Annotated in this window: 17 protein-coding genes; 4 read left to right on the forward strand and 13 right to left on the reverse strand. The window is 64.2% G+C overall.

Annotated features, from left to right (window positions below; all coding sequences use genetic code 11):
* Nucleotides 1-31: 31 nt before the first annotated feature.
* The 3 genes from Q0877_RS14715 to Q0877_RS14725 form a co-directional block, all read right to left on the reverse strand.
* Complete coding sequence (locus Q0877_RS14715; RefSeq protein ID WP_299169136.1) at nt 32-1,540, reverse strand: NCS2 family permease; 1,509 nt, start codon at nt 1,538-1,540, stop codon at nt 32-34.
* Nucleotides 1,541-1,550: 10 nt separating this feature from the next.
* Nucleotides 1,551-2,045 (reverse strand): nucleoside deaminase, encoded by a 495-nt coding sequence (locus Q0877_RS14720; protein ID WP_299169139.1) that lies wholly within the window; start codon nt 2,043-2,045, stop codon nt 1,551-1,553.
* A gap of 236 nt (nt 2,046-2,281) precedes the next feature.
* Nucleotides 2,282-3,022: a hypothetical protein gene (locus Q0877_RS14725; protein ID WP_299169142.1), complete on the reverse strand. Its 741-nt coding sequence runs from the start codon at nt 3,020-3,022 to the stop codon at nt 2,282-2,284.
* Nucleotides 3,023-3,199: 177 nt separating this feature from the next.
* On the opposite strand from Q0877_RS14725, the gene Q0877_RS14730 reads away from it, so the two are divergent.
* Entirely contained in the window at nt 3,200-3,787 is a 588-nt protein-coding gene (locus Q0877_RS14730) for a hypothetical protein (protein WP_299169145.1), read from the forward strand.
* On the opposite strand, the gene Q0877_RS14735 is transcribed toward Q0877_RS14730, so the two are convergent.
* Nucleotides 3,784-4,047, reverse strand: a complete 264-nt coding sequence (locus Q0877_RS14735; RefSeq protein WP_299169148.1) for a hypothetical protein — start codon at nt 4,045-4,047, stop codon at nt 3,784-3,786. The genes Q0877_RS14730 and Q0877_RS14735 overlap by 4 nt on opposite strands.
* Before the next feature lie 116 nt (nt 4,048-4,163).
* On the opposite strand from Q0877_RS14735, the gene Q0877_RS14740 reads away from it, so the two are divergent.
* Nucleotides 4,164-5,159, forward strand: a complete 996-nt coding sequence (locus tag Q0877_RS14740; protein WP_299169151.1) for an adenosine deaminase — start codon at nt 4,164-4,166, stop codon at nt 5,157-5,159.
* Between the two features lie 16 nt (nt 5,160-5,175).
* On the opposite strand, the gene Q0877_RS14745 is transcribed toward Q0877_RS14740, so the two are convergent.
* Genes Q0877_RS14745 through Q0877_RS14755 form a run of 3 tightly spaced genes read right to left on the reverse strand, consistent with a single transcriptional unit; the run spans nt 5,176 to nt 8,085 of the window.
* The gene (locus Q0877_RS14745) at nt 5,176-6,027 is read right to left on the reverse strand and encodes an ABC transporter permease (RefSeq protein ID WP_299169154.1); all 852 of its coding nucleotides are present in this window, start codon (nt 6,025-6,027) and stop codon (nt 5,176-5,178) included.
* Nucleotides 6,017-6,973 (reverse strand): ABC transporter ATP-binding protein, encoded by a 957-nt coding sequence (locus tag Q0877_RS14750; RefSeq protein ID WP_299169157.1) that lies wholly within the window; start codon nt 6,971-6,973, stop codon nt 6,017-6,019. Before Q0877_RS14750 ends, Q0877_RS14745 begins: the two co-directional genes overlap by 11 nt.
* Nucleotides 6,970-8,085: a hypothetical protein gene (locus Q0877_RS14755; RefSeq protein WP_299169160.1), complete on the reverse strand. Its 1,116-nt coding sequence runs from the start codon at nt 8,083-8,085 to the stop codon at nt 6,970-6,972. The genes Q0877_RS14750 and Q0877_RS14755 overlap by 4 nt, the downstream gene beginning before the upstream one ends.
* Nucleotides 8,086-8,274: 189 nt before the next feature.
* Between Q0877_RS14755 and Q0877_RS14760 the strand changes: the two genes are divergently transcribed.
* Complete coding sequence (locus Q0877_RS14760) at nt 8,275-9,270, forward strand: acyl-CoA thioesterase (RefSeq protein ID WP_299169162.1); 996 nt, start codon at nt 8,275-8,277, stop codon at nt 9,268-9,270.
* Nucleotides 9,271-9,284: 14 nt separating this feature from the next.
* Here Q0877_RS14760 and Q0877_RS14765 read toward each other — a convergent pair whose 3' ends face one another.
* The 6 genes from Q0877_RS14765 to Q0877_RS14790 are packed head-to-tail and all read right to left on the reverse strand — an operon-like array spanning nt 9,285 to nt 15,791.
* A complete protein-coding gene (locus tag Q0877_RS14765) occupies nt 9,285-10,097 on the reverse strand; it encodes an HpcH/HpaI aldolase/citrate lyase family protein (protein WP_299169165.1) in 813 nt (270 codons plus the stop codon).
* A complete protein-coding gene (hpaH, locus tag Q0877_RS14770) occupies nt 10,082-10,867 on the reverse strand; it encodes a 2-oxo-hept-4-ene-1,7-dioate hydratase (RefSeq protein WP_299169167.1) in 786 nt (261 codons plus the stop codon). The genes Q0877_RS14765 and hpaH overlap by 16 nt, the downstream gene beginning before the upstream one ends.
* Before the next feature lie 2 nt (nt 10,868-10,869).
* Nucleotides 10,870-11,976, reverse strand: coding sequence for a 3,4-dihydroxyphenylacetate 2,3-dioxygenase (gene hpaD, locus Q0877_RS14775; RefSeq protein ID WP_299169170.1), 1,107 nt, complete (start codon nt 11,974-11,976; stop codon nt 10,870-10,872).
* A gap of 36 nt (nt 11,977-12,012) precedes the next feature.
* The gene (gene hpaE / locus Q0877_RS14780) at nt 12,013-13,563 is read right to left on the reverse strand and encodes a 5-carboxymethyl-2-hydroxymuconate semialdehyde dehydrogenase (protein WP_299169173.1); all 1,551 of its coding nucleotides are present in this window, start codon (nt 13,561-13,563) and stop codon (nt 12,013-12,015) included.
* Nucleotides 13,564-13,588: 25 nt separating this feature from the next.
* Complete coding sequence (locus tag Q0877_RS14785) at nt 13,589-14,287, reverse strand: GntR family transcriptional regulator (protein WP_299169219.1); 699 nt, start codon at nt 14,285-14,287, stop codon at nt 13,589-13,591.
* A 1-nt stretch (nt 14,288) separates the two neighbouring features.
* A complete protein-coding gene (locus Q0877_RS14790; protein ID WP_299169175.1) occupies nt 14,289-15,791 on the reverse strand; it encodes a fumarylacetoacetate hydrolase family protein in 1,503 nt (500 codons plus the stop codon).
* A gap of 251 nt (nt 15,792-16,042) precedes the next feature.
* On the opposite strand from Q0877_RS14790, the gene Q0877_RS14795 reads away from it, so the two are divergent.
* The gene (locus Q0877_RS14795; protein WP_299169177.1) at nt 16,043-17,962 is read left to right on the forward strand and encodes an FAD-binding monooxygenase; all 1,920 of its coding nucleotides are present in this window, start codon (nt 16,043-16,045) and stop codon (nt 17,960-17,962) included.
* Nucleotides 17,963-17,964: the final 2 nt, after the last annotated feature.

Here is a 17,964-nt window from a genome sequence, read left to right on the forward strand (position 1 = left end):
AAGCCTAGACCGGTTCAAGGCAGGGGGACGGTTACCCGCCCATCCAGATGGTGATCGGACCGCGGGCGAAATACACGAGGAACCCGGCTGCCACCACCCAGAGCAGCGGGTGGATCTTGCGGGCCTTCCCGGAGGACGCCCGGATGATGACCCAGCTGATGAACCCGGCACCGATGCCGTTGGCAATCGAGTAGGTCAGCGGCATGGTCACGATGGTAAGGAACGCCGGCAGCGCAACGGAGAAGTTCCGAAAGTCAATCTCGCGGATCTGCGCCACCATCATGGCGCCGACGACGACGAGAGCTGCCGCCGCCACCTCCAGCGGCACCACCGCGGTCAGCGGCGTGAAGAACATGGCCGCCAGGAACAGCGATCCGGTCACCACGGAGGCGAGGCCGGTTCGTGCGCCCTCGCCGATTCCGGAGGCGGAGTCGATGAACACGGTGTTGGACGAGGCCGATGTTGCACCGCCGGCAACCGCACCCACACCCTCGATCACCAGAGCGGACTTCAGGCGCGGGAAGTTGCCGCGCTTGTCAGTCAGGCCCGCCTGCTTGGCCAGTCCGGTCATGGTGCCCATCGCGTCGAAGAAATTGGTGAACACGAGAGTGAACACCAGCATGGTCGCAGCGAGGATGCCGATGCGGTCGAACGCTCCGAAGAGATCAAACGCGCCCACCAGGCTGAAGTCAGGCAGGGAAACAATGTTGGAGGGGATGACCGGCGCATTGAGGTGCCACCCAGCGGGGTTGTCCGGCCCGCCGGCGCCGAGGCGCAACGACATCTCGACGATGATCGCGATGACCGTGGTGACGATAATGCCGATGAGGAGTCCGCCCTGGACTTTCCGGGCGATCAGGATGCCCATCGTCACCAGGCCGATGATGAAGACGAGGGTCGGCACGGTGGTGATGGAGCCGCCGTCGCCCATTTGAACGGGAGGGCCGCCGGCCGTACGGGTCACGAAGCCGGAGTCCACGAAGCCGATGAAGGCGATGAACAGGCCGATGCCCACGGTGATCGCGGCCTTCAGCTGCCGCGGTACTGCGTTGAAAATGGCAGTTCGCGCTCCGGTCACAGCGAGCAGGACAATAAGCAGGCCGTTGATGACCACCAGCCCCATGGCTTCGGGCCAGGTGACATCACCGACCACCGAAACGGCGAGGAACGAGTTGATTCCCAGCCCCGCGGCGATGCCGAAGGGCAGGTTCGCCACCACGCCGAAAAGGATGGTCATGACGCCGGCGGTCAACCCGGTGACGGCGGCAATCTGCGTGGCTTGAAGCCAGCCGCCCTCGACGTCGAGGGCAGCGGCGTCGGGGCTGAAGCCGCCGAGAATCAGCGGGTTCAGGATGACGATGTACGCCATCGTGAAGAAAGTGACGAAGCCGCCACGGACCTCGCGGCTGTTCGTCGAACCGCGTTCGGTGATCTTGAAGAACTTGTCGAGCGGGCTGGGCATGCCGGGTTGTACGGGCCGGCGGACTGAGCGGGAACCTCTGGGCTCGGGGTGGCCGCCGGTTTCGGTGAGGATTGCCATGGCGTTCTCCCTAGTAATCCACGCGCGCGGCGAGAGTGCTCCACGCGTCGAACGGTGAGGAAGCTGTGACCGTTGCCGAGGGAGTCATTAGGTACTGACGCACCGGCATCGATCGCTTCTCCACGGGCGTGGCGAAATAGTCGTAGAACACGGCGTCGTCGAATCCGGCCTTGGCGGCGTCGTTGCGGTCGGCTGCGAAGACGACGGCGTCAACCCGTGCCCAGAGCGCGGCCGAAAGGCAAAGCGGGCACGGCTCGCAGCTGGTGTAGAGGGTGCTGCCGGAGAGATCGAACGTTTCGAGGGATGCGCAGGCGTTGCGGATTGCCATGACTTCGGCATGCGCCGTCGGGTCATTGTTGGCGGTAACCCGGTTGACTCCTTCGAAGGCCCGGCCGTCCGACGTCACAATGAGTGCTCCGAACGGGCCGCCGGAATTGTGGACGTTGTCTGTTGCCAGGGAAATTGCCTTGGAGAGGAACTGCTCTTCTTTGGTGGTGGTATTCACGGTGATACTCCCGAACGTGGGGCAGCAATCACTCGAGTCCACGGGCGCCAAGGATCAGCGGCGTTCTGCGACCAGACTGCTGCGGGGTATGGGGATTTGCAGGTCCACCTGGTAGATAGCTCCGGTTGGGAGCCCGCCTTTGGCTTCGTTGTACGACGTTAGCAGTGCCCTGTGACTTACGCCATAGGTTTACTGAAATATCTTTTCCATGTGGCGGAAATGTTATGGAAGCAGGCCTAACTCCGCGGGGCCAAGCGGTAGGCGACTCCGCCGTCGTACCTCTTGTACTCGACCAGGTGAGCGAGAGCCGCAACGCACAGCACAATGCCTGCCATTTCACACGTCTCCTCGATGAGGGTCAGCACGAAGAACTCCGGCGTCATTCCGTGCGCGGCGACGCTCAGGCCGGCGAGTGTTTCGACGCCCATTCCACCGCCCGCGAATACGGCGCCCGCCAACAGCAGCCCGTTGCGTACGCCTACCGGCAGGGAGAAGACCAGGCGTGTCAGAGCCAGAACAATTGCGAGGGCAATGATCGCGCCGGGAATGACCCAGACGAAGCCGAGATCGAACGGCAGGAATGCGGCCAGCTCGTGACCGATGGTGTCGAGGCGCTCGTGCAGTTCAAGCATCTCGTCGATGGAAAAGATCACGCAGACGACGGCGAAGAGCACCCAGGAGCGCCGGTGGGCCACTGCTCGGCGGGAGAAGAACCCGGCCATGACGCCGGCGACAATCCAGAGCCCGGAGCTGAACCACGTAGGCACATTGATTTCGCGGCCGACGTCGAAGAAGTAGAACCAGAAGTGGATGTCGTCGAAGGTTTCAGCCGTCGACTTCTCGAGCGCGAAGAAGAGCAACCCGCTCGCCAGGCTGAGGATCGCCACAGGAATACCGAGCAGCAGGGCTGAGCGCCAGAAACGAATGCGCTGCCACTGGAGCTCCGGGCGTGTCTCGTGTTGCTCGGAGCTGGTCATTTCCTGTTGCATGCGTGCCTTTCGCGAGGTGCTTCGAAGTCACCGTAGCTGTCCTCCATGAGGGCATCATGAGAAACATTTCGACACGGGGCGGTGCTCCCTGCGTGGCTCACGGTCATTCGGAGGATCCACTGTCAAAATTTTGTTGGAAGTAAAGCAAATTTGAGAGGTCCACACATGAGCGCCCAAGACAACACAGCAGCACGCCTGAAGGCCATCGTCCAGATCCTGGCCGAACAGCCCGGCACCCCGGTGAAGGGCGCCGACGTGCTCGCAGCAGCGGTTGCCCGCGTGCCGCTCAGCGAGTGGGAAAGCGAAGTGCTCAGCGGCGGCGTTGCCCGCGGCGTGAAGCGGCTGTCCGCGGCAACTGCCGCGCTGGTCAAGGAGGGCTTCATCATCAAGGGCCGCACCGGCTGGACCACCACCGAGGAGGGTGCCCGCTACGCGGCCGCGCCGGGTGCCGTGGCGCTCGCCGGTAACTTCGGCCACCGCCTCGGAGCAGAAGACTGGGCACCGGCAGCCGATCAGGTGCAGATGGCCTACAGCCCCGTATCGCAGAGCTGGGAACTGACTGCGCAACTGCCCGCCGGCACCTACGAGTACAAGGTCGCCATCGACCGCTCCTGGGAAGAGAACTACGGTGCATTCGGCATCAGCAACGGTGCAAACCACGTACTCCAGCACGACGGCGGCGTGGTCACCTTCCGCTATGACCACCGTTCGAAGGACACTGCAGTGACCGTCCTGGACGGCGCACTGGTCTAGCTTTCTTCGTCGCCGGGCTCCCTGGCAGGGTTTTCCCGACCCATTTCGTCCCAGTGGCCTGAGTTGTCGGCGGCGTCTTCCGGTTTGTCTCCGGGTTCGGCGCCGCCAACGAAGGCCGGTGGAACGGCGCCCGCCGCGTGAGTTCCCTGCTCCTCGCGGATGTTCTCCGCGTGACCTGCGTGTGGTGTCGGTGCGAGGACCGCCTCGCGGGGGTCACCGTCGTCGTGCGTTCGGGCAGGGTCAGCGGCATTTTCCATCATGGGTGCGATCCTTTCACCCATGGTGCGCACGGCGCTACCGTCACCGCCTGCCGCGCGGGCGCTATGCTCGGGTCCTCAGGGCTGCTCCGCCCGCGTACCCGAACAGGAAGAGCGTTATGTCTGCATTGCCCACGGCCGAATTGCACCTGCATATTGAAGGAACGCTCGAACCCGAGCTGATCTTTGCACTCGCGGAGCGAAACGGTATTGAGCTGCCTTACGCGGACGTTGAGGAGCTGCGCAGGCAGTACCAGTTCGCCGATCTGCAGAGCTTCCTGAATCTGTACTACGAGAACATGGCCGTCCTGCAGACCGAACAGGACTTCGCGGACATGACGCGCGCCTACCTGTCCCGCGCCTCCGCGGCGGGCGTCCGGCACACGGAAATCATGCTGGATCCGCAGGCACACCTCTCCCGTGGTATCTCGCTGGCCACCTGCGTGAACGGAGTCGCGTCGGCGCTTGCGGGCAGCGAGGAAGAATTCGGCATCAGCACTGAACTCATCGCTGCGTTTCTGCGCGATGAGCCGGCCGAGGAAGCGCTCGCCGTGCTTGAACAGTTGCTGGCGATGAATGCTCCGATCATCGGGATCGGGCTCGATTCAGCGGAAGTGGGCTACCCGCCGCGTGACTTCGTTGACCTCTACGATCGGGCGCATGAGGCCGGGCTGAAGTGCATTGCGCACGCGGGAGAGGAAGGACCGCCGGAGTACATCCGGGAGGCGCTCGATCTGTTGAAGGTGTCGCGGATCGATCACGGCATCCGGTGCATGGAGGACGAGGAACTGGTGGAAAGGCTTGCCGCCGAGCACACACCGCTCACGGTCTGCCCGCTGTCGAACGTGCGTCTGCGAGCTGTCGATACCCTTGCCGATCATCCCCTGCCCCGCATGCTGGAACGGGGGTTGAACGTTTCGGTGAACTCGGATGATCCGGCCTACTTCGGCGGATATGTGGACGACAACTTCACCCAGCTGCAGTCAGTCTTCAGTTTCGATGACGACCAGCTCGCGCAGCTTGCCGCCAACTCCGTGCGTTCCGCGTTCATCACGGACCTGCGGCGTAGGGAACTTCTCGCCGAGATTGAAGCCTGGCGGGCTGAGCGGCCGTAGCCTGATCGCAGGGGGCTTACGCCAGCACGTCTTTGGTGCTGAATCGGCCATACGCAAGGGCACCGAACACCACTACGTACCCGGCCTGAAGCAGGGCGTTCGCGGCGAACGAGTCCCACACGATTGGGTCCCGCAGGAGGTCCGCGAAACCCAGCCAGTACTGCGTGAGCAGCCACGGGTGGATCCACTCCAGCTGCGGTAGCTGCCCCACCACCTGACTGACCACCGAGGCCACCACGGTCGCAGCCATCGCGCCCACCGGAACGTCGGTGAGAGTGGACATGAAAAGCCCGACGGCGCACAGTCCCAGCAGCGACAGTGTCACGTAAAGGCACACCAGGGCAATGCGCAGCAGCGCTTCCGGCACACCGATGCTGGTGCCGGACAGCAGGGTCACCGGCCCGACCGGAAACAGCAGCGCTCCCATGAGCGTGCCCACGATCGCCACGGTGAATGTGGCCGCCAGGCAGAAGACGACGGCGCCCACATACTTCACTGCCAACAGTCGCCCGCGCGCCACGGGAGACATGAGCAGGTACCGCAGCGTGCCGGTGCTCGCCTCGCCCGCGACGGTATCACCGGCGACCACCCCGACGGTGAGCGGCAGGAACAGCGGAATCGCAACGATGGTCGCGACGACGGCGACGAACAGACCGTTCTGACTCACCTGATCGAGGAAGGCGGGCCCCCGCCCCGGCGACGGTCCCGAGGACAACCTGACGGCCACGGCGATCAGCACCGGTATCGCGGCAAGAGCGGCTAGCAGCGCCCACGTGCGGCGGCGGCGGAAGAGAACGGACAGTTCGGACGCCAGAAAGCGGCCGCCGGCACTCTTGCGGGGGGCAGCAGCGGTTGTGCTACTGGACAACGTCGAACCCCTCTCCGGTGAGCGCAACAAACAGATCCTCAAGGCCAGCCTGATCCACGCTGAAACCGTTCACCCGCACGTCCGCCTCTACCAGCGCACGCACCACCTGGTCCGGTGCCAGCCCCGCCGGAAGCAGTGCGGTGACGCTGTGCGCGCCGGGGGTGGCGCCGTCGTCGTCCGGGGTTGTTCCCAACCGGCGGAGCACATCGTGCGTCTGCGGCACATCAGGGGTGGTCACGCGAATGCGAGGTTCGCCGGAGCGGCGCAACTCATCCAGGCTGCCCTGAGCCACGAGCGAGCCGGCGCTGAGCACCGCGGCGTGGGAGCAAATCTGCTCGACCTCCGTGAGCAGGTGGCTCGAGACGAACACGGTGGTTCCCTCCTCGGTGAGGGAGCGCACGAGGTGCCGGACTTCGCGGGTTCCCTGCGGGTCGAGGCCGTTGGTGGGCTCGTCGAGGACGATGAGGTCGCGGTGGGTGAGGAGCGCGTTGGCGATGCCGAGGCGCTGTTTCATGCCGAGCGAGTAGCGGCCCACCTTCTTGCCGGCGGCCTGCGAGAGCCCCACCCGCTCAAGCGCCGTCTCGACGCGCTGCCGGCGGGTGGAGGGGGAGACGTAGCGGTCAGCGGCGTCGAGGCGAAGGAGGTTCGCCGTCCCGGACAGGAAGGGATAGAAACCCGGACCCTCCACGAGCGCGCCGACCCGGGGAAGCACCTCCTGCAGCGCACGCGGGATGGATTCGCCGAGCACCCGGACGTCCCCGGACGTGGCGGACGCGAGGCCGAGCAGAATCCGGATAGTGGTGGTCTTGCCGGAACCGTTGGGGCCGAGGAATCCGAACACGGATCCCCGTGGCACGGCGAGGTCGATGCCGTTGACCACGTCCCGGCCGCCCAACCGTTTGGTTAGGCCTGCTGTCTCGATGACGAGGTCGGCGGCCCCGCTCACTGCCCGGAAGCTACTGCCTGCAGGCGTTCAACGGTCACTGAGCCGGCGAGGATGCGGCCGTCATCAGTGATGAGGACGTTCACCAGCGCTGTGGAGAGGAGCTGACCCCCGTTGACCTGTGTGCTGAGCTGCATCAGTTCCGGCGGAATCTCCTGTTGCCCGGCAGGAACAATGACGACGGCGTCCCAACCCTCGCCGACCACGGTCGGCTTCTCTGCCGCTGCAGCTTCCTTATCAGCGTGCTCGCGCTGGTGTTCGGCTTTATGTTCGCCGGGATCCACCTCGGTGACCGTCGCGCCCTCAGGCGGGGTGAAGGCGAACAGGTCTGCTGACGGTTCCTCGTAGCTGATGTCGGTGAAAGTGGAATTGAACGCCGGATCGCTGCTGCCGGCGGCTGCCACCGTGACGCCGAGCGGAAGGCCGGTTTCACCGTCAACCGCGATGCTGACCGAACCCACGAGGGTCTCGGTGGAGCGTGGAGTTAGGACGAGATCGTAGACGGCACGCCCGGCGACCATGCGGTCCGAGCCGACGGTCACTTCGGTGGACGGGTCGATCTTCTCGAGGAAGTGGGCGGCGACGTCATTCGGGGCGGAGGTGGCGCCGTCGGGCTTTTCATGGTCCTCAAGTGTCGCGTGGAAAGCCTCATTCTCGTCCGAGTTGTAGTACCAGAGGTCATCGCCGTTGCGGACGACGTTGCGTTCCTCAAGCGGATCGAGCACCTGCAGGCGGGCCTGATCAGGACCGTTGACGAAGACCTGGGCGCTGTGGGAACCGGTGATGAGTTCCATGGCGGCGCTGGCCGGGGAGGGTTCGCCGCCGTCGTCGTTATTTGTTCCTGTTGTGCCGCCGCCAGGGCTCATCCCGCCGCCGGCCGCGCCGAGAGCGGAGAGGTCCGGAAGGCCGAGGTTTGAGCTTTGCTCCACGGTGCCGGAGAACGCGTCAACGTCTTTCTCCTGAACCAGCGCGAGAACTTCGGCGGCGGTCTTGTCAGGAAGGTCAACGGCCGCATTGGCGCTGAAGGGGGCCACCAGCGCTGCGGCGCCGACCGCCCCGGCGGCAACTGCTGCCGGTGTCCACTGACGCCATGATTTTCGCCCTGTACGAGTCATTGCAAACTTCCTCGTTTTGGTGGTGGTTCTGGGATGGGGTCCTGCGCGTCACGCTACACCCGCAACCTGAGAATTCCGTCGGAATTTCCCCGCTTCCCCATCGGGAAATTTTGCGCAGCTGCGGTGGGCCCGGGCGTCGTGAAGCCGCCACAAATGCGCAAAATTTCCAGGTTCGGCTAGCGTGAAACCATGGAAAACGAGACGCAAGGACGCGTCGAAACGGCCGCCCGACCCAACCCGCATTCGGTGACGCTCCGGTTTCTTGCGGCGCCAACCGACCTCGGGCACAGTGGCTCCGTTGACGCCGGGACGGTGCTCGAATGGGTGGACAAGGCGGCTTACGCGGCCGCGGTTGGTTGGGCCAAGAGTTACTGCGTGACGGCGTACGTAGGCAACATCCACTTCGCCGATCCGGTCAACGTCGGCGACATGGTCGAGGTCGAAGCGACCATCGTTTACACCGGAAGGTCCTCTCTTCACATCCGCACTGTGGTGTCTTCGGGGGACGTCAAGGGTGGCGAGGCGACGATGCGCAGCCAGTGCCTCGTGATCTTCGTTGCCGTCGGCCCGGACGGCAAGCCTGTGCCGGTTGCGCAGTTCGAACCGGCGACGCCTGAGGAGCTCGACCTCCGGGACCAGGCGGTTGCCCGGATTGAGGTCCGGGATGAGATCGTCGCCGCAATGGGCGGGCAGGAATACACCGACGCCGGAACCGCCGAGCGCGTCACCCTCCGTTTCCTCGCTGCACCGACGGATGTGAACTGGGGCGGCAAGGTCCACGGCGGAACGGTCATGGACTGGATCGACGAAGCCGCCTACATCTGCGCCACCCGCTACTGCGGCCAGGACACCGTGGCTGTCTTCTCAGGTGGCGTGCGCTTCTACCGGCCGCTGTTGATCGGCGATCTAGTCGAGGTGGAGGCACGCCTGGTCTACACGGGGAACAAGGGCATGCACATTGCGGTGCACGTGCGCTCGGGGAAGCCCACTGGACGCGACATGCCCCTAACCACCTACTGCCTCACGGTGATGGTGGCTCGGGATGAGACGGGTACCGCGGTGCCGGTACCGCAGTGGGTTCCGGTCTCCGACGAGGACAAGCAACTCGCGGCGCACGCTCGGGAACTTCTTGAGATCCGGTGCCGGGCGCCGGGGAGCAAGCTTCCCAACCACCTGTCCGGGTAGCGAGTTGCCTAAGGTCAGTAGCTTTTGGGGGAGGCGCCGTCGTCGTCGCCCGGTGCCGGGATGAATTGCGCCGCAAGGGCCTCCGATCCGCGGGCCAGCAGCGCGACGTCGGCGCCCACCAGGATGAAACTGGCCCCACTCTTCAAATAGTGGCGGGCAGTGTCGGGATTGAAGGCATTCACCCCGGCCGGTTTTCCAGCCTTCTTCGCTGCTTCAAGGCAGTGTTCGACGGCGGCACGCACCTCTGGGTGCTCCTGCTGACCGAGCAGGCCCATGGAGGCGGCGAGGTCGGAGGGGCCGACGAAGATTGCGTCCACCCCGTCGACCTGAAGAATGTCCTTCACGGAATCGACGGCGGCCGTTGACTCAATCTGCACTGTCACGCTCACTGTTTCACCGGCGTGTGCGAGGTAGTCCGGGACCCGGTTCCAGCGGGCAGCGCGGGCAAGTGCTGAGCCGACTCCGCGCACCCCCTCGGGCGGGTAGCGCGTGGCCGCTACGGCTGCTTCGGCTTCGGCTACGGAGTGAACCATCGGAATAAGTAGGTTCTGTACGCCGAGGTCCAGGTACTGCTTGATCAGCACTGTGTCGTTCACCGGCGGCCGCACCATGGTGGACACCGGATACCCATGAATCGTTTGGAGCTGGGCGAGGATGGATTCGAGCCCGTTGGGGCTGTGCTCGGCGTCGATGAGGAGCCAATCCAAACCGGCCCCCGCACAGAGCTCGGCGACCAGCGGACTCCCGGAGCACACCCACATACCTGCCAGCGGACGGTCCGATGCGGCCAGCTTGTCGCGGAAGGTGGCGTCTAGTGGAAGTGGCATGTCACGGCTCCGAGCGGTCCATAGTCGGCGTGGATGGTGTCGCCCTTGTGAACCCACAGAGGCCGGGTGAAGGAACCGGCGAGGATGATGTCGCCGGCCCTCAACGCGTCGCCGTGGGCCGCGATCTTATTGGCCAGCCAGTGCACGCCGGCCGCGGGGTGGTCGAGCACGCCGGCCGCGACGCCGGTCTCCTCCACGGTCTGGTTCTTGTAAAGGATGGCGGAGACCCAGCGGAGGTCGACGGCGTCTGGTTTCACCGGACGGCCGCCCACCACCATGGCGCCCATTGCGGCGTTGTCCGAGATGGTGTCCACGATGGTCCTGCTCTCCATCTCGATCCGCGAATCCAGGATCTCAAGGGCCGGGACCACGTAGTCAGTGGCGTTCAGAACGTCGAAGATGGTGCAGCCGGGACCCTTCAGCCCATTTTTCAGGACGAACGCAAGCTCGACCTCGACGCGCGGGTGGGTGTACTTGTCCCACTCGACCGAACAGCCGGTCTCCAGCACCATGTCATCGAAGATGGCTCCGTAATCGGGTTCGGTGATCCCGGTGGCTGCCTGCATCGCCTTGGAGGTGAGGCCGATCTTGCGCCCCACCAGAGTCCGCCCGGCTTCCTCGTTGCGGCGCCGCCACAGCTGCTGGACAGCGTAGGAGTCCTCCACCGTCATATCCGGATAGCGGGCAGTCAACCGCGGAACCGGCGTCCGGCTGCGCCCGGCTTCCACCAGTTCGTCGGCAATGGCCTCGATCGTCGCATCGTCAAGCATGGCTACAGCTGCGCTCCCAGCTTGAAGCCCTGCTGCTGGCCCTCAGCTGCTGAGCCCACGCCGCCGCCGTCGTCCTGCTTTCGGGTGTAGGAGAACCCGTCGGCACCTACGGTAACGGCCATCTCGCTCTTCTCCTCACGCTCGATGACGGGTTGCGGATTGCCGTCGAGGTCCAGGACGAGGGAGGCCTCGGTGTACCAGGACGGCACGACCGGGTTGCCCCACCAGTCGCGGCGCTGGTTGTCGTGGACGTCCCAGGTGATGGTCGGGTTGTCCGGATCTCCCGTGTAATAGTCCTGGGTGTAGATCTCGATGCGGTGGCCGTCGGGATCCAGGATGTAGAGGTAAAGCGCGTTGGAGACACCGTGGCGTCCCGGGCCGCGCTCAATCCGGTCGCTGATGCGCAGTGCGCCCATCTTGTCGCAGATCTGGATGATGTTGTGCTTCTCATGGGTGGCGAAGGCAACGTGGTGCATGCGGGGGCCGTTGCCGCCGGTCAGGGCGGTGTCATGCACGGTTTGCTTGCGGTGCATCCACGCCGCATACGTGACGCCGTCGGAGTCCTTGATGTCTTCGGAAACCCGGAAGCCGAGGTCTTCGAGGTACTTGCGCCCGCGGGGCACGTCAGGGGTGACCTGGTTGAAGTGGTCCAGCCGCACCAGCTCGCCGGCAGAGTAGAGGTCGTAACGCTGGGTCAGGCGCTCCACGTGCTCCACGTCGTAGAAGAACTCATACGGGAAGCCCAGCGGATCCTCAACGCGGACTGAGTCACCGATGCCCTTCGTGAAGCCTTCCTTCCGGCGCTCGGTCCGGCAGCCCAGCTCCTTGTAGTACGCCTCGGCGGCGTCCACCTCCGCAGGGGACTTCACACGGTAGGCGAAAGCGGCGACGGCGGCGACCGGTCCCTTGCGCAGCACCAGGTTGTGGTGAATGAACTCCTCCAGCGGGCGAAGGTAAATGTTGTTCTCGTCTTCCTCGGTGACGTGCAGTCCGAGAACATCGACGTAGAACTCCCGCGACCGGGCAAGATCAGTGACAACAATCTCCATATAGGCGCAGCGCACGATGTCCGGGGCAGGGACGGTGGGGGTCGGAACAAAATTGGTCATGGCGTTCTCTCTTCTTTGAGCAGGAAAGGAAAGTGCTTAGCCCTCGTTGGCGGCGGAGTCTTCGATGCTGCCGAACTTCGGCGTGTGGACCTTGCCCAGCGTGATGTGTACTGCCTGCTGATCGGTGTAGAAGTCGATCGAGCGGTAACCGCCCTCATGGCCCAGGCCGGAGGCCTTCACTCCGCCGAACGGCGTGCGGAGGTCCCGGACGTTGTGGCTGTTGAGCCAGACCATGCCGGCCTCCACGTTCTGGGAGAAGTTGTGCGCGCGGGTCAGGTTCTGCGTCCAGATGTAGGCGGCGAGCCCGTAACGGGTGTTGTTCGCTAGAGCCAGCGCTTCGTCGTCGTTGTCGAAGGGAGTGATTGCGACCACTGGACCGAAGATTTCTTCCTGGAAGATCCGTGCGTCGGGCGCGACGTCGGCGAAGACCGTCGGCGCTATGTAGTTGCCTTCGGGCAGGTGCTCGGGACGCCCGCCGCCGGCGAGGAGCCGACCCTCGGACTTGCCGATCTCCACATAGGAAGCGACCTTCTCGTAGTGTTTGGGATGCACCAGCGCGCCGACCTGCGTTTTGGGATCGTGCGGATCGCCGACGACGATGGTCTTTGCGCGGGCGGCGTACTTCTCGCAGAATTCGTCGTAAATCGCCCGCTCCACGAGGATGCGGGATCCTGCCGTGCAGCGCTCGCCGTTGAGGGAGAAGACGCCGAACAGTGCGGAGTCGAGGGCGGCGTCGAGGTCGGCGTCGGCAAAAACGACGCAGGGGGACTTGCCGCCGAGCTCCATCGAAAGACCCTTGAGGTTCTCCGCGGCGTTGCGGAAGATTATCTGCCCGGTGGTGGTCTCTCCGGTGAAGGAAATCAGCGGGACCTCAGGGTGCTTGACCAGCGCGTCACCTGCTTCTTCGCCAAGGCCGTTGACGAGGTTGAAGACGCCGTCGGGGAGGCCGGCGTCCTTGAAGATCTGGGCCCACAGGGAAGCCGAGAGCGGGGTGAACTCCGCCGGCTTGAGAACAACGGTGTTGCCGGTGGCCAGTGCCGGGGCGAGTTTCCAGGATTCGAGCATGAACGGGGTGTTCCACGGCGTGATCAGGCCGGCAACACCGATGGGCTTCCGGTTGATGTAGTTGATCTGGGATCCGGGGACCTTCATCGCGTCGTCGAACTGGGCAACGATGAGGTCTGCAAAGAAGCGGAAGTTCTCCGCTGCCCGCAGGGCCTGGCCCTTCGCCTGGGTGATGGGGAGGCCGGTGTCGAACGTCTCGAGTTCGGCGAGCCGTGATTCCTGCGCCTCGACCGCATCAGCAATCCTGTTCAGGACGCGGGCGCGTTCGCGGGGCTTCATTTTGGGCCACGGGCCATGGATAAAGGCGTCGCGGGCCGCAGCCACCGCAAGATCAATGTCTTCTTTCTGTCCGGCTGCCGCGGTGGCGTAGTTGTTGTTGGACACCGGGTCCAGCACGTCGAAGGTCTTGCCGCTGACGGAATCGACGAACTTTCCGTTGATGTAGTGCTGGATGTGGGTGGGCAGGTCCTTCGGCACGTAGTGCGCGGTTGCTGCGTTTGCTTCAGGGACAGTGGACGTCATCGTTTCTCTTCCTGACTACTGGGGCTTATTCGGTAAGTGCGGACGCTTGCGCGAGGTAGGCGTCGAGGGTGGCGGAGCGGTGTCGGCGAGCGGCCTGTTCGATGGCCTCCGCGCCGGCGTTGTTCTCGATGAGCTGGAGCAAACCTTCGTGTTCACGCACAGATTCCCGTGCGCGCCCGGGCACAAACCGGAAGGTGGACGACCGGAGCGATGCCAGCCGGTTCCAGCCGCGGTGAACCAGATCGAGGATGTGCGGATTGGGGCACTGCTCGAACAGGACGCTGTGGAAGTCCTGGTTGAGCGTGGTGAAGCGGACCGGGTCGAAGTGGTCCAGGCACTCACGCATCTCCTCGTTCACAGCACGTGCCCGGGCTATGGCTGCGGAATCAATGAACGGTGCGGACAGGGCTGTGGCAGCGCCCTCCACAATGCTCAGGGTCTGCATCGTATAGAGGTACTCGGTCGGATCGATCCCGGAGACGGTGGCGCCGATGTTGCGTTCGAACTTCACCAGCCCTTCGGCTTCGAGGCGGCGGATCGCCTCCCGTACCGGCACCACGCTGAAGCCGAGATCTTCGGCGATCTTCGCCAGTACCAGCCGGTAGCCGGGAGAGAAGACGCCCTCGACGATGCGCGCCTTGATGGAGGTATAGGCCTGCTCGGACTTGCTGCCGGGCTTCGTGTCACCGGCAGTCTGCACGACGACGGAAGGTCCAAAGGCGATATCAACCACCGGATGCTCCTTCCGGCGGTGAGTCAGCCCGCTGCTGGTACTTGGCCTTCCATTCGGCGTTCATCGGGAAGAGTCCATCGACGCTGTGGCCCTGTTGGACCATCTCGAAGATGAAAGTCTCCTCCTTCTCCTGCTGGATGGAGTCATCCGCGAGCTCGCCGGCAAGAGCCGGGGGAATCACAATGATCCCGTCGGAATCAGCCACGATGATGTCTCCGGGCTGGACGGTGGCGCCGCCGCACGCAATGGTGATGTCCGTGTCCCACGGGATGTGACGCCGGCCCAGAACCGCGGGGTGGGGGTTCGCAAAGTACGTGGGCATCTCGAGATCAGCGACGGCCGAGAAGTCCCGGACCCCGCCGTCCGTGATGATCGCTGCCGCGCCGCGCACCTGAGCGCGAAGGGCAAGGACGTCGCCCACTGTTCCCGTGCCCTTCTCGCCGCGTGCCTCCATAACGATGATTTCGCCGTCGTTCACTGAGTCGATAGCACGCTTCTGCGCATTGAAACCGCCCCCGTGGGTTTTGAAGAGATCCTCCCGGTTGGGGACGTAGCGGAGAGTGCGGGCCAGGCCCACCACGCGGCGGTCGGGGCGGGTAGATTGCAGGCCGTCAATGCTCACGTTGTTCAGTCCCCGCTTGCGCAACTGGGAGGACAGGGTGGCGGTGGCAACGCTCTCGAGCTTCTTCTTCAGCTCCGGGGTCAGTGCCTGCACGCTCGGTTTCAGCCCGGCCGCTTCGCGGGATCCGTACGCCTCTTCGCGCTGGGCGTCGTCCGTCTTGGGTTGCGCGCCGAAGTCGGCGAACGGCGTTGTTCCCTCGACCACACGGGTGGTGAGCTTGCCGCTGCTGTAACTGCCTGCGGTGACCTCGATTTCGACGAGGTCTCCGGGCTGGGCAACCGACGCGCCGGCCGGGGTGCCGGTAAGAATAATGTCGCCTTCCTCGAGGGTGAGGAGCTGGGACAGATCGGCAACGAGCTGGGCGAACGGGAAGAGGAGATCTTCAGTGGTGTCGTCCTGCACGAGCTCACCGTTGTGCCAGGTGCGGATGCGCATGTCAGTTGGTTCGACGTCGTGAGCCGGGATCAGCTGCGGCCCGACGGGTGTGAATCCATCGCCGCCCTTTGACCGGACGTTGGAGCCCTTGTCTGCGTAGCGGAGATCGTAGACACCGAGATCATTGGCAGCGGTAACCCACTTGACGTGGCTCCACGCATTTTCGAGGGTCACCCTGCGTGCCTGCCTGCCGATGATGAGCGCAACTTCGCCCTCGTAACCGAGCAATTCGCAGCCCAGCGGCCGCTCGACGACTCCCGGCGCTTCGGGGGACCCCAACGCGAGCGACGACGGCGGCTTGAGGAAGTAGGACGGTTGCTGCGGTGTGCGCCCCCGCTGGGCGGCACGGCTCGGATAGTTGATGTGGACGGCGACGACTTTGCGGGTGGCAGCTAGCAGCTCGGCGCTCGCGTCGTGGATCCGGGACTCCGTCGTCATACCGTTTACTCCTGACTGGGCCTGCACCGGCGCAATGTACGAAATCGTATACGATAAGTATGGGTTGTGAGGCGGAGCACGTCAACCACCCCAGCATGCTTCATTGAAGGGCTGTTGTGTTCTACGTCATAAGCATCGTAGAGTTTCTGCACTGCCATTCAATTATAGAAAACGGTGTTCAAATACTGAACACACTCATTGGGCGACGCTATCTCGAAGAGACCCACACAGAAGTGAGTGAGGAAAGCTAAGTGCACTTCCACCATCACGGTTACGTATCCGGTGACCCGCGGGTTCAGGCGGCTGCCGGCGTCGGGCTCAACCGGTCGGAGGAGCTGCCCGATGAGGTCGACGTGCTGATCGTCGGCAGCGGTCCGGCCGGCATGCTGGCCGCCGCACAGCTGTCCCAGTTCCCAAATATCACCACCCGCCTTGTGGAGCGCCGTCCGGGCAGGCTCGCCATCGGACAGGCGGACGGAATTCAGGCCCGCAGCGTTGAAACTTTCCAGGCTTTCGGGTTTGCCGAGCGCATCATTGCTGAGGCGTACCGCATCACGGAGATGGCGTTCTGGAAGCCGGACCCTTCCGACCCCTCGCACATTATCCGGACCGCCCGCCCGGTCGATGACCCCACCGGTATCAGCGAATTTCCGCACCTCATCGTCAACCAGGCCCGCGTCCTGGACTACTTCGCTGAGTTCATGGCAAACGCGCCAACGCGGATGACACCGGACTACGGATTCGACTTCCAGGGCCTTGAGGTCTCCAACGAAGGTGAATATCCGGTCAACGTCACGCTGCTCCACACGACCGGCCCCCGGGAGGGGCAGGAGCGCACGGTCCGGGCAAAGTATGTGATCGGAGCGGATGGAGCGCGCAGTAAGGTCCGCAAGGCGATCGGCTGCACGCTTGCTGGGGACGCGGCGAACCACGCGTGGGGAGTCATGGATGCGCTCGCCGTTACCGATTTCCCGGACATCCGGCTGAAATGCGCCATCCAGTCCGGCCACGGCGGCAGCATCCTGCTTATTCCGCGCGAGGGCGGTCACCTATTCCGCATGTACGTGGATCTGGGGGAGGTTACCGCGCACACCAAGGGTGATATCCGCAGCACCACGACGGACGAGATGATCGAGAAGGCAAACGCCATCCTCCACCCCTATACGCTTGATGTCCGGAACATCGCCTGGCACAGCGTGTATGAAGTGGGGCACCGGCTCACGGACAGATTCGACGACGTTCTTCCGGGCGACATCGGCACGCGCACTCCGCGCGTTTTCATCACCGGCGACGCCTGTCACACCCATAGTGCCAAGGCCGGCCAGGGCATGAACGTCTCCATGCAGGACGGTTTCAACATTGCCTGGAAGCTTGGTCACGTGCTGGAAGGCCGAAGCCCGGAGAGCCTGCTGTCCACCTACTCGGCCGAACGCCAGGTGGTTGCGAAGAACTTGATCGACTTCGACAAGCAGTGGTCCACCCTTATGGCGAAGAAGCCCGAGGAGTTCGAGGATCCAACTGAACTCGAGAGCTTTTACGTGCGAACCATGGAATTTCCCGCGGGGTTCATGACCGAGTACTCCCCGTCCATGATTGTTGCCGGGGCAACGCATCAGGAGCTGGCGACCGGCTTCCCCGTCGGCAAGCGCTTCAAATCAGCGCCGGTGGTCCGGGTGTGCGACACCAACCCGCTTCATCTCGGCCACCACGCGACGGCGGACGGACGCTGGCGGATCTACGTCTTTGCGGACGAGCCGCTGCCGGGTAGTCCGTCAAAGGCCGCGGATTTCGCCGAGTGGCTTGCGAAGTCGCCTGAGTCTCCGCTGGCGGCAACACCGGAGGGCGCGGATCGCGATGCCTGGTACGACGTGAAGGTGATCTACCAGCAGGATCACCAGACCATCGACATCAACGCGGTGCACGGTGTTTTCAAGCCGCAGGTGGGACCGTTCAAGCTCGACTATCTGGAGAAGGTTTTCGGCGTAGATCCGGCCGAGGACATCTTCGAGTTGCGCGGGCTGGATCGGGGAGGCGTCGTCGTTGTCGTCCGTCCGGACCAGTATGTGGCGAACGTCTTGCCGCTGACCGCAACGGCGGAACTGGGTGCGTTCTTCGCGGGTGTGCAGGCGGGAGGCGACTCCAAGCCGGGGCTGGTGAGCAACCAGGCGTAGGG

Source organism: uncultured Arthrobacter sp. (assembly GCF_947495145.1).
Taxonomy (GTDB): Bacteria; Actinomycetota; Actinomycetes; order Actinomycetales; family Micrococcaceae; genus Arthrobacter_D.

Excerpts from the sequence above, each read along its gene's own strand:
- Q0877_RS14715 (WP_299169136.1), bottom strand. The coding sequence starts at position 1,540 with ATGGCAATCCTCACCGAAACCGGCGGCCACCCCGAGCCCAGAGGTTCC.
- Q0877_RS14725 (WP_299169142.1), bottom strand. The coding sequence starts at position 3,022 with ATGACCAGCTCCGAGCAACACGAGACACGCCCGGAGCTCCAGTGGCAG.
- Q0877_RS14730 (WP_299169145.1), top strand. The coding sequence starts at position 3,200 with ATGAGCGCCCAAGACAACACAGCAGCACGCCTGAAGGCCATCGTCCAG.
- Q0877_RS14735 (WP_299169148.1), bottom strand. The coding sequence starts at position 4,047 with ATGATGGAAAATGCCGCTGACCCTGCCCGAACGCACGACGACGGTGAC.
- Q0877_RS14740 (WP_299169151.1), top strand. The coding sequence starts at position 4,164 with ATGTCTGCATTGCCCACGGCCGAATTGCACCTGCATATTGAAGGAACG.
- Q0877_RS14755 (WP_299169160.1), bottom strand. The coding sequence starts at position 8,085 with ATGACTCGTACAGGGCGAAAATCATGGCGTCAGTGGACACCGGCAGCA.
- Q0877_RS14760 (WP_299169162.1), top strand. The coding sequence starts at position 8,275 with ATGGAAAACGAGACGCAAGGACGCGTCGAAACGGCCGCCCGACCCAAC.
- Q0877_RS14765 (WP_299169165.1), bottom strand. The coding sequence starts at position 10,097 with ATGCCACTTCCACTAGACGCCACCTTCCGCGACAAGCTGGCCGCATCG.
- hpaH (WP_299169167.1), bottom strand. The coding sequence starts at position 10,867 with ATGCTTGACGATGCGACGATCGAGGCCATTGCCGACGAACTGGTGGAA.
- hpaD (WP_299169170.1), bottom strand. The coding sequence starts at position 11,976 with ATGACCAATTTTGTTCCGACCCCCACCGTCCCTGCCCCGGACATCGTG.
- hpaE (WP_299169173.1), bottom strand. The coding sequence starts at position 13,563 with ATGACGTCCACTGTCCCTGAAGCAAACGCAGCAACCGCGCACTACGTG.
- Q0877_RS14790 (WP_299169175.1), bottom strand. The coding sequence starts at position 15,791 with ATGACGACGGAGTCCCGGATCCACGACGCGAGCGCCGAGCTGCTAGCT.